This window comes from Microbulbifer sp. GL-2 (assembly GCF_007183175.1).
Lineage (GTDB): Bacteria > Pseudomonadota > Gammaproteobacteria > Pseudomonadales > Cellvibrionaceae > Microbulbifer.
Genome location: NZ_AP019807.1, coordinates 3,044,537 through 3,055,453, shown reverse-complemented (window position 1 = coordinate 3,055,453; position 10,917 = coordinate 3,044,537). Strand labels below are relative to the sequence as shown.

At 46.4% G+C, this 10,917-nt stretch carries 5 protein-coding genes and 1 pseudogene; 2 read left to right on the top strand and 4 right to left on the bottom strand.

Annotation, left to right across the window (positions count from 1 at the left end; all coding sequences use genetic code 11):
- Positions 1-108: 108 nt before the first annotated feature.
- The 3 genes and pseudogenes from GL2_RS21935 to GL2_RS13300 form a co-directional block, all read right to left on the bottom strand.
- Positions 109-442: pseudogene (locus GL2_RS21935) on the bottom strand (helix-turn-helix domain-containing protein); the annotation flags it as partial.
- A 187-nt stretch (positions 443-629) separates the two neighbouring features.
- Complete coding sequence (locus GL2_RS13305) at positions 630-3,209, bottom strand: glycoside hydrolase family 3 protein (RefSeq protein ID WP_143731120.1); 2,580 nt, start codon at positions 3,207-3,209, stop codon at positions 630-632.
- A gap of 287 nt (positions 3,210-3,496) precedes the next feature.
- Positions 3,497-4,801 carry a sugar MFS transporter gene (locus tag GL2_RS13300; protein ID WP_232053615.1) on the bottom strand — a complete coding sequence of 435 codons (1,305 nt, stop codon included), beginning with the start codon at positions 4,799-4,801 and terminating at the stop codon, positions 3,497-3,499.
- Between the two features lie 467 nt (positions 4,802-5,268).
- Here GL2_RS13300 and GL2_RS13295 point away from each other — a divergent pair, with 467 nt between their 5' ends.
- Both GL2_RS13295 and GL2_RS13290 read left to right on the top strand, forming a co-directional pair.
- Complete coding sequence (locus GL2_RS13295; protein ID WP_143731118.1) at positions 5,269-6,441, top strand: sensor histidine kinase; 1,173 nt, start codon at positions 5,269-5,271, stop codon at positions 6,439-6,441.
- Positions 6,438-7,286 carry a LytTR family DNA-binding domain-containing protein gene (locus GL2_RS13290; RefSeq protein WP_143731117.1) on the top strand — a complete coding sequence of 283 codons (849 nt, stop codon included), beginning with the start codon at positions 6,438-6,440 and terminating at the stop codon, positions 7,284-7,286. The genes GL2_RS13295 and GL2_RS13290 overlap by 4 nt, the downstream gene beginning before the upstream one ends.
- 173 nt (positions 7,287-7,459) lie before the next feature.
- On the opposite strand, the gene GL2_RS21730 is transcribed toward GL2_RS13290, so the two are convergent.
- Positions 7,460-10,567 (bottom strand): di-heme oxidoredictase family protein, encoded by a 3,108-nt coding sequence (locus GL2_RS21730; RefSeq protein WP_197736455.1) that lies wholly within the window; start codon positions 10,565-10,567, stop codon positions 7,460-7,462.
- Between the last annotated feature and the right edge of the window lie 350 nt (positions 10,568-10,917).

The following is a 10,917-nucleotide window of genomic DNA, read 5'->3' as shown; positions in this document are numbered from 1 at the left end:
TGCCTCTAGGGTCGGCTTCCCAAGGTTACTTTGACAAAATTAATTATTGATTCAATTTAGTAAAGTGCATCTTCCATGGTTGAACCGCTGAAGTCATAAAATTCCTAATTTGAAACTGGCCATATCATGACGTAACCAGATGCTCCGAACTCCACAGGGGGACACAAGTACACCGCATTTACGCAGTTCACTTGAGACTCGAATCTGTCCATGGTCAGGTTGTTGAAGGGCATAAGTCAACACGGTATTTTTAATTGGGTGCCCGTCGACTCTTCTCAACAAGGGCATCCACGCCACCACTCGAAACTGCTTCCTTGTACCGATAGAAAGCGCCTCTCAATACACCAAGTATCTTGCAGGCTTTATAGATATTGGCAAATTCTTCTTCCAGATTTAACAATCTGGTTTCGGGTTTGAGAATGTGATCATTAGTACGGATCAGGGATTTATCCTTAGCTTTGTTTTTAGGTTAAGGCACCTTCATCAAATGCGGCAAAACCCCTCTTCTTTAAGGGGATATAAAAGTTTTGATATAAACCAACTCAGGTAAGCAACAATATTTCCTTCAATATCTTTGAAAGGAATCAAGATTAGATTGAACCAACTTGACCCCCTCAAATTTCTCGCCATTAACTTTCACACTGAACTGTTGCCGTTTTGGCCGCTTCTGGAATCAATTTCACATTGGCCACCGCAATTTCCATAGCGCCTTCACTTTCCAAGCGGAAAACGCTGAAAATTTTACCAAAATCAGCGCCCGCATTGGCAAAACACTGCAGGTCCACAGAGATATGAGTCCAATCATTCAGCTGCATGGTTTTCAAGGTCGATTGCAGAGGCACTTTAGCGATACAATTTTCACCACAAGTCATCGCCGCGATAATTGGCTTTTTTACCTCCTGATCAACACGGATATTTAAGCTAAGTGCAGACCTCTCCTCCAAATAGGCATTAAGGTTTTGCATATATTCGACCGATAATTCTACCGCACCCGGACGCAACCCTTTCCATTTGATTAGCCTTGCATCACCCTGATTAGACATATCAATCGAAGCCACAACAATATTGTCATCATCGCCACTCGTCGCGTAGTTACCATGAACAGGAACAAGCTTTGAATTATCTTCAGAGATATTTAAAACCCAAGGAGCACGTGGACGGGAAACCATTAACCATGCGTCTTCCATAGCAGCACCAGCATAGTTCGAACTGGACTCCGGTAGCTCATTGCCGACCAGAGACTCCTCTGCATTCCCCAAGCCATAACCATACTTGAACAGAGGGTCGTAATTCTCATGATAGGCGTTTAGTATTGTCTGATTGGAGTACATTGGCCAGCTGAAAGGTAACTTACCGGTGAATGGATAATGCACTTCACCAGTAGCATTTCTGAATAGCACATCCGCAACACCACTCCCTTCCGAACCAGGCAACCATGCTGCAACAAACGCATCGGAGGCATTCAGCTCCTTGTTCACCCATAGCGGACGACCAGAGAGGAAAATACTGACAACTGGCAGACCTTGCTCACGCAATTGTTGCAGTAACGCCAAATCTTTTTTGTTGTAGCGCTGGTATTCAATATTGGTGATATCTCCGTGCCACTCAGCGTAGGGTTCTTCTCCATAGACAACAATTGCTACCTCAGGTGCCTTGCCATTTGCAAAGGTGTCATCTCCGAAAGATCCATCCACACTCAGGACAGCTTCGCCACCAGCAGTTTTTACTGCTGAATCAATCCCTTCAAAAATAGAAGTTGCACCGGGAAAATCAGCTCGAGTATTTCCTGTACCCTGCCAAGAAATTGTCCAGCCGCCACTCTGCTTAGAAAGGTTGTCAGCACCATCACCCACCACTAGAACATTTTGCCCGGCAGACAGCGGTAACAGCTGCTGATTATTTTTCAGTAACACCAGAGATTTACGCACCGCTTCACGAGCAATCGCACGATGCTCATCATTGCCGATAATGCCATCCTTACCTGCCAGTGGTATGTTGCGCTCAAATAAACCTGCACGAAGTTTGACTCTCAGGATACGACGTACAGCATCCTCCAGGCGCTCAGGGCGAATTTCACCGCTCCTGGCTTGGGCAAGGGTACTCTCGTAGAGAGCTTTCCAATCCGCCGGCACCATGAACATGTCCAGCCCTGCATTAATGGCTGCAGCGCAACTCTCCAGGGTACAACCGGGGACGAAACTGTGACCACTCCAGTCTCCCACAACAAAACCATCAAAACCTAAACGCTCTTTAAGGACATTCGTCAGTAGATATCTGTGGCCATGCAGCTTCTCACCGTTCCAACTGTTGAATGAAGCCATCACAGTTTGAACACCAGCGGGCAACGCGGTCAAATAGCCAGCGGCATGTACTTCAGCCAGCTCTTTCTCAGGTACAGCATTGTCACCGCGGTCAATGCCGCGGGTAGTACCACCATCACCGACAAAGTGCTTGGCGGTGGCCACCAGATTCTCGCCGCGCAGAAAATCTGCGTCAGTTTTGGCCCCTTGTAGCCCCCTGACCATGGCTTCCGCATATTCGGCAACTATAGCGGGATCTTCAGAATAACTTTCGTAGGTACGCCCCCAACGATCATCGCGTGCTACGGCCACCGTGGGGGCAAATGTCCAATCAATTCCTGTTACTGCAACTTCACGGGCAGTTGCACGACCAATGCGTTCGATCAGATTGGGATCCCTGGCAGCACCCAAACCGATATTATGAGGGAACAGTGTTGCACCAATTACATTATTGTGACCGTGAACGGCATCGGAACCCCAAATCAGAGGAATAGCGACACCACCATCGGAGGTGTCCATGGATGCTTCAAAGAAGGCACCGGAGAGTGCTAGCCAATCCTGGGGAGTAGCAAACTTATTATTATTCGGGAAGGTACCACCACCATTGAGTACAGATCCCAGGTGATATTTTTTCACATCTTCAGGAGTTACATGGCGAATTTCCGCCTGTATCATCTGACCTACTTTTTCCTCCAACGACATACGGGACATGATCTCCGTAATACGTGCTTCCAGTTTTTCATCTCGAGCCAATGCTGGTTCAAGAACTGGCCAATTTTCCAGGCTGCCACCAGCGTTCACCTGGGGCCCATCCTTTCTTGTGTGAACCCCAGCACTCTGCTGCTGACAACCGGTAACCACCAAAATAATGAGTGCTAAACCCAATGATAATCGTTTTTTAAAATTCACAGACAACTCCCATAATTTCCCTAAGCTCGTGAATCAGCCACACTTTATCCGAACGCACTGGATCATAGGCAGACCTAAACTGTATTCTGATAAATGCATTAAAAATATGGCTGTTTTTATTATCCTAAAAATCGACCACGTTTTAATAATCTTGGAGTAAAGCGGCAATTATCAGGTGCGCACAATAAAAGGGCTGACTCAGCCAAGGTGCAATACTTACCATGTGGGGCCAATAGAAATCCGATGGACAGGTTCAAAAGGCAGATAAGATGGAAGCAGGTATTAGATTACTCCTGCGCAGCACCGCGCAAAGTCGGTGAAAACGCACCGTAATAAACAATGTAGCAGTAGCACAACATAGGCACCAAAAATGAAAACTGGATGCCAGCATTATCGGCAAGCACACCTTGTAAAAGTGGAATAATCGCCCCTCCGACTATGGCCATGCACAACACACCACTACCTTGACTCGTATGGCTGCCAAGACCACGAAGGGCAAGGCTGAAAATAGTAGGGAACATAATAGAGTTGCACAAGCCTACGGCAACAATCGCCCAAACAGCAAACAACCCAGATGAAAAAATTGACGATGAAATAAGAGCAACTGCCCCCAGGCCACAAACAGCCAGCACCTTACCAGCAGATACATAACGTAGTAGCAAAGCGCCGGCAAAGCGACCAATCATGGCTCCACCCCAATAGTAAGAAACAAAGTGAGCCGCCTCTAGAGGGGGCATATTCGCTACCGAGGGTTCCCCAAAAAAACTGACCAGGAAACTGCCTATTGCCACTTCGGCACCAACATAAGCAAAAATTCCCACCGCACCTAAAGTCAATCTTGGAAAGCGCCAGATAGAAAAAACATCACTTTTAGCGAATCCACTCCCTGGAGTCAGCTGATGGCTTGATATAACAGGAAGACGTATCCAAGAGAAGAAGGCCACCATCAGCAACAGAATAACTGCCAGCCAGAAATAAGGCCTGTCTACCAGAAGTGCTTCCCGTGACCGAAAGTCAGAAATATTAGTGATCACCTCCGGGCCGGAACTTACCGATATTGCGGTAAAGAACACCGCTCCTCCAATTACCGGTGCCAATGTGGTTCCCAGGGAGTTGAAAGCCTGCGTCATATTCAGGCGACTGGGTGCCGTACGGCTACTGCCAAGAGCAATAACATAGGGGTTTGCAGATACCTGTAATACAGTTATACCCGAGGCCAGAACAAATAAACCAAGTAAGAATACTTCATAGATTTGGAGGCGTGCGGCAGGGATAAATACCAAGCAGCCAGCACAGGCCACCAGTAACCCAAGCACCATCCCTAACTGGTAACCAACTCTACGCAATAAAAAACCAGCAGGAACTGACAGCAAGAAATATGCCATGAAGAAATAAAACTGCACCAAAACAGCTCGTGTATAACTCAGCTCAAATACATTTTTAAGATGCGGCACCAATACATCATTAAGGCCAGTGATAAATCCCCAGAGTAAAAACAGAGAGGTCAAAGCCGCAAAATTAAAATAACTGGTGGACTCAGCTGGAGGCCCTTCGGTGCCAGCACCATTTGCTGCCATATTGTTCGAGGACACCCCCGACTCCGGAAACATCTGCCTCATTGGAAACCGTTCCCCACGACTCTAATTTTATATCCTGGCAATTCTATTGTTAATCCTAAACTCTTTGAAATCGCCAGCGGCAAATTAAAGGAGTAAGCTTGCAAACACAAGTTCCCTAATCAATAACTTCCTATTTTTATACCCAATTTTCTTTAAAAAAGCATCGTGCATTAGGGAATTCAATAGAATCTGGACATTATCCGGTGGAAATTTCATTCAGTCTATGGAATAAACTTGTCATATAGACAAGATTGCCGAAAGCTGCTCGACTAATCACCCCGAAAAACGATAAGGAGGACCAATTAAAAGGTAAGTCGGAAAGCTGACGCTCAGCCCCCCTAGCGAGGCTTGAGTAGCCAAGGTACTATCTTATAGGTAATAATGAGCGCGACAATCAGCGTCTATCCCGTAATTTTCACATAACAAATAAACGGGACAATATGCAGTACACGACCCGTCACAATACGGACATTAGCACTGATATTCAGTCAACCCGCTGGTTTTGGAAATTACAGCTGGTCAGCTGGGTAGGGATTTTATTGGTTACATTTCTTTCGCTCACCCTGTGGCACTCCCCCACTGAGTGGCCAAAATTTGAGCCAGAAAATACCATTTTCCAGTGCACTGTAGCCTATATTCTATCGCTATTTCTGAGGCCTATTTTTGATATAGCCTGGGATTCAGAGCTGGCAGTGCGCACTGTCATCTACCTGCTCGCGGTAGCTGTGATCTCGGGAATATGGACATTGGTACGGATGGAGGCCTATATCCGCTTGAGCGGTGAACACTCTATCTGGTCTGAATTCGGCGGCTGGTATTATGCCTCACTCTTTGTCTTTCTGTTCTGGAGCGCCCTGTACTGTGGGGTGAAATACCACATACTACTTCAAGATGAGCATCAGAAGATGCTGGAAGTTGCCGCTGTAAACGAACGTGAGCAGTTGCGTAGACTCCAGGCAGAAGCCATAGCCAGCGAAGCCCAATTGAAAATGTTGCGCTACCAACTGAACCCTCACTTCCTATTTAACACCCTGAACTCAATAAATGCTTTGATTTGCCTCCAGCATGCCGATGATGCCCGCGAGATGGTTGTACGCCTTAGTGACTTCCTACGCCTATCCCTCAAAGAAAGCCCTATGCAAAAAATAGTACTTGAACGAGAAATAGAGGCCGTACTGCTTTATTTAGAGATTGAGAAGACCCGTTTTGTCGACAGGCTAAGCGTATACCTCGCCATTGATGAGGAAGTTCGCGATGCAATGGTTCCCAGCATGCTGCTGCAACCTCTGGTGGAAAATTCAGTTAAATACGCTATTGCCCCCAACGAGCAAGGGGGAACTATTGAAATTCGGGCTCGACGCTTCGGTACTCGCCTGCTACTGGAAGTAAATGACACCGGCAGTACAGTTGATACTCCAGAACAGCTAGACGGCCAAACAACCTCAACAGGAGTTGGCCTCAAGAATGTTCGGGAGAGACTTTCCAATCTATACCCTCAGGATTTCCTTATAAAGCAGTACCAAAAAGATAATTGCGGGATGTTGGTTCAAATTGATATCCCGCTGGAAATTTTTATCCATCCTATTGATCAGGCACAGAGAGAAGTCCTATGAACAAACTCACTGTCGTGCTGGTGGACGACGAACCCCTGGCCTTACGGCTGTTAAAAAGTATGCTCGAAGAGTTTTCGGATATAAAGATTGTCGCCTGCTGCCGAAACGGAAGAGAAGCTCTGCAGGCTGTATCCGATCATACTCCAGATTTGCTGGTACTGGATGTTCAGATGCCGGGAATGAGCGGCTTTGATGTAGTCCATCACTTACAGGGTGATACCATACCCCAGGTTATATTCGTCACCGCCTATGACCAGTACGCCCTGAAAGCCTTCGAGATCCATGCCGTTGACTATGTACTTAAGCCACTAGACAACGGGCGCCTGCATACAGCTCTCAACCGGGCCAAACAGCGCCTGTACCAGATGAGCACCTCCAAAGATGACAGCCATCGGGGGGAAAAAAACCGGCTGTTGCGCTCCATAGAAGATGCCGCAAACCAGGGTGACGCAACCACAAAAGCCTACCCACTCCATACCAACTCAAACCGACTGGCGATTAAAGATCGCGGTAGTATCATTATGGTGAATCAACATGATATTGAGTGGATCGATGCAGCAGGTGACTATATGTGTGTACATGTAAAAGGGGAAACCCATGTAATGCGCAGCACCATTAAAGACTTGCAAAAGCAACTATGTGTTGAGAGCTTCAAGCGTATTCATAGGTCAACGTTAGTGAACCTCAACTACATTGAGCAGATCAAGGTTTTGACTAAGGGCGAGTATTTTCTCACCCTGACCAGCGGGGCCAAAGTAAAGGTCAGCAGAAACTACCGACTGCCCATCAAAGAGTTTCTCGAATCCAATCGACTGGAAAATTCACCGGCTCCAGAAGCTTTATAGCAATATTTTGATATTAGGCATATTTAACCACCAAATACTGGCAGGGATTAGCCGGTGTTTACCAAAGTTAAAAGCCCGTATTGGACACTAATTTAAAAAATAGACATATGAGATCAGAAGAAATTGGGGAACACATTAAGCTCCCAACGCCAAGGCGATGGGAGCTATTAACATTAAAGAGATTTCAAAAATATCACTAATGCATTTTTTTCAGCACCCGACATACGCTCGTAGGCTTGTTTCGCTCTTTCTCCTTCTCCGCCATGCCACAAGATCGCCTCATTAAGGGTTCGGGCACGACCGTCATGTAGATAATTCTCATCACCACTAATACTTGCCCCCAAACCAAGACCCCATAATGGAGGAGTACGCCATTCTGAACCTGAAGCATTCCCCTCAGGAAGACTATCTGCAAGGCCTGGCCCCATATCATGTAGCAATAAATCGGTATAAGGATGAATTGTTTGGTTTCGCAGTTCCGCCTTCGGGTGATAGGCGCTAGTCACGAAAGCAGGCGTGTGGCAACCACTACAGCCAGCGCTGCCAAACAACTCTTCGCCCTGCAGCGCGGTATTGTTATTGATATCACGACGTGCGCTGACACCTAGAAGAGATACATAGTCCACCAAATCATTAAAATGCTTGTCACTTAATTCGCTACCATTAACACCACAATCTGATTGGACACTGCCACAATCAGGTTGCGGAAAGATAGAAGTCATAACTCCCATATCAGTATTGAGGGCTGCGGCAACCTGCAAAGCAACACTGGCTTGGCCCGCCTTCCATCCAAAACGGCCAACACGTTGCTCACCACTTTGAGGATCATTAACAATCTGCAGGCGTCCGCTAATACCATCACCATTGCTATCATCCGGGTCTGCCAAGGCAACGATACTGTCTTCAGAAATCGCTTCCAAAAGCCCCATACCTACCAGTTGCGGAGCAATACGGGGAGAATAGTGTGTAGGGCTATTTCCACTAAAATTATAAACAGGGCGACGTAAGCCATCTTCCTCCAGCCATGTACTCAGGGTGGCAGTAGTTTCAGGGCTACCATTTGTACTTTTGGGCTGTAACACACTCCCCAAAAGAGGATCTGCTTCACCGCTGGCAGTACCCACTTTAACTACATATTGGGATAAGTCTGAACCCGGTGCGGCCGAAGGGGCTCGGCCATTTTTCACATGACAACTAACGCAGGATCGGTTGATATACTGGGAGCCTAATTTATTGGCTAATTCCGAGAAATTGGGATTCTCACTACTCTCATTATGGGAACCATCACCAAAATCACTATGATGAACTCGACGGCCTCTAACGAAGACTTGACCATTTTGCGGAGCAAGATTTGATGCCATTTGCATAAAATGATTGTCGGGCTCATCTGAGTATTGATAAGGAAGAGTTGTATTCCCCCCCAACCAGCCCACAGAGGGAATGGGATATGAGTCTTCACGCTCAGTGGAAGGATTGCCAAATACGCCCCTTGCCTCCCAAGGCACCAGACCTCCTTGCCCAACGATATAGAGCACTGTAGTTCCGTAATAATTGGCCCGACCATTGGGAGGATCACGTAAAAATTGGCTTATCTCCATTTCCATACGATCCCCAATTTGGAGGGCCCGAGCCTCTTTACTATTGTAATTAATAGTAGTGCTATATCGAGTCACATCGGCCGGCTCACGATCCAATAAAACATTATGGTAATACTCCGCTACAGTATTTATTCCCCGATAAAAAGCACGAAACTCGGGTTGGCCCAATTCCCACTCAGTAACCACGTTGATGGTAATATCATCACCACCCTTCGCAACCCGATCGATAATTTCAATTTGCGCTGTGCGATGCTCCCAATAAAAAGTGAGATAGTGATCATAAGCCTGGAATTGATCTTCCCGGGCATGACGATCGCGAGCCCTGTCTGCAAAGCGAGTGATAATTGCATCCCCCGTGTCAATAATAGTTTCTGGTTCCAGCGGGGTACTACTATTAAAAAGGGGCACAATATCACCACCACCGGTTAGCTCAGCAAGCCACCAAGAACCACCCTCTCCCTGACCATTGCTATCATCAGGTAGCAAATCACCTGTGAAGAAGTACAAAGGACGACCATTGTAAGCAGCCTGCTGGCTTCCGTCATTACGGGTTATGGTAGTCAACCCAGCAATACCCGAGGCAGCTGTATCGTTTACCAACAATGGCGGCCAATTATCGGTACATTTATCGTTACAATTACTACCAGATGAACCCAGATCTCCATCAAAAACATAGAGTGCAAAACCGGGAGATTCACTGCCGTTACCCCCAATCAAAAACCTATTGTTGATGCTGACTTCAGCCACATCCATTACCAGCGAACAACCATGAATATCTACTGGGGTTTCCAGCGGGGTATTGGGGCAGAGATCATCAATATCTGCCACTCCATCATTATCACTATCCTTGTCACCGTCACCGTCACCGTCACCGTCACCGTCACCGTCACCGTCACCGTCACCGTCACCGTCACCGTCATGAGTATAAGTTGCCCATTCAGTAACCTTTGCGCAGTTACATGCTACATCCCAATAGGTAAACCGGTAATTGATCACATCACCTGCGGAAAGACCGTTGACCTCAAATTTATTTACGCCTCCCAAGAGCATCATGCGGTGATTTAATTGGCCAGCACCGTTTAATGTATAGTGTACATCCGCCCAGCCGGAATGATTTACAAAAAACTGTGCGCTAGTGGCGCCTTTATCCTGGATGCCCGTATCTCCAATTTGTCCACCTGTATCATCGCCATCGCCATCGCCATCGCCATCGCCATCGCCATCGCCATCGCCATCGCCATCGCCATCGCCATCGCCATCGCCATCGCCATGAATATAACTTCTTACTTCACTATCCACAGCACAATTACATTCCTGATCGATATAGGTGAAACTGTACTTAACAAGATCCCCCTGATACAATTCGTTCAGATATAGCGTTTGCCGGTTACCTGTTTTCTGCAAGCGCACATTTTGTTGTACCCCATCACCAATCTGGTAATGCACATCTGCCCAGCCATCGGTATTTACAAAAAATTCAGCCGAATCCTCATCAATAAATTGAATACCGCTGACCTCACCTTGCAATGCCTGCATACCTGCAACATGGCTGGCATTGAAAATTAATAATACGTAAAATATGAAGCTCACATTAGCCTTCGTGCGTAATAGGCGTGAGCATTTGAAAAATAGCTTGACTGGTAGATACTGCATTTTGTCCCAGGGAGCGTTATAGCTCTTCATAATTATCTTCCCTTCCCGGTTAACAACCGTAGACTTACTCTTATAGTGGAAATTCAACCTACGAAAGATCAAAAAATGGGGAAATTTTCTCTAGAAATATCGAGATGAACTGATTTATACCGTAAAAATTCTCATAATTACCATTAAACCCACCCCAGACATTTCACGCTAAAATTTTATCCAGCTTAGTACGCCTGGATCTACAAGAGTTCAACAAAAATTTCAGATCCTCGCCTGTCACAAAAAGGCAAAATATTGCTGGAACACAAACAGAGGTTAGCCCCATCTCAGATTTCTTCTCTTAAAAAATCCAGAACTTTATGACTCATTTACTCTCCAGACTTTTTATA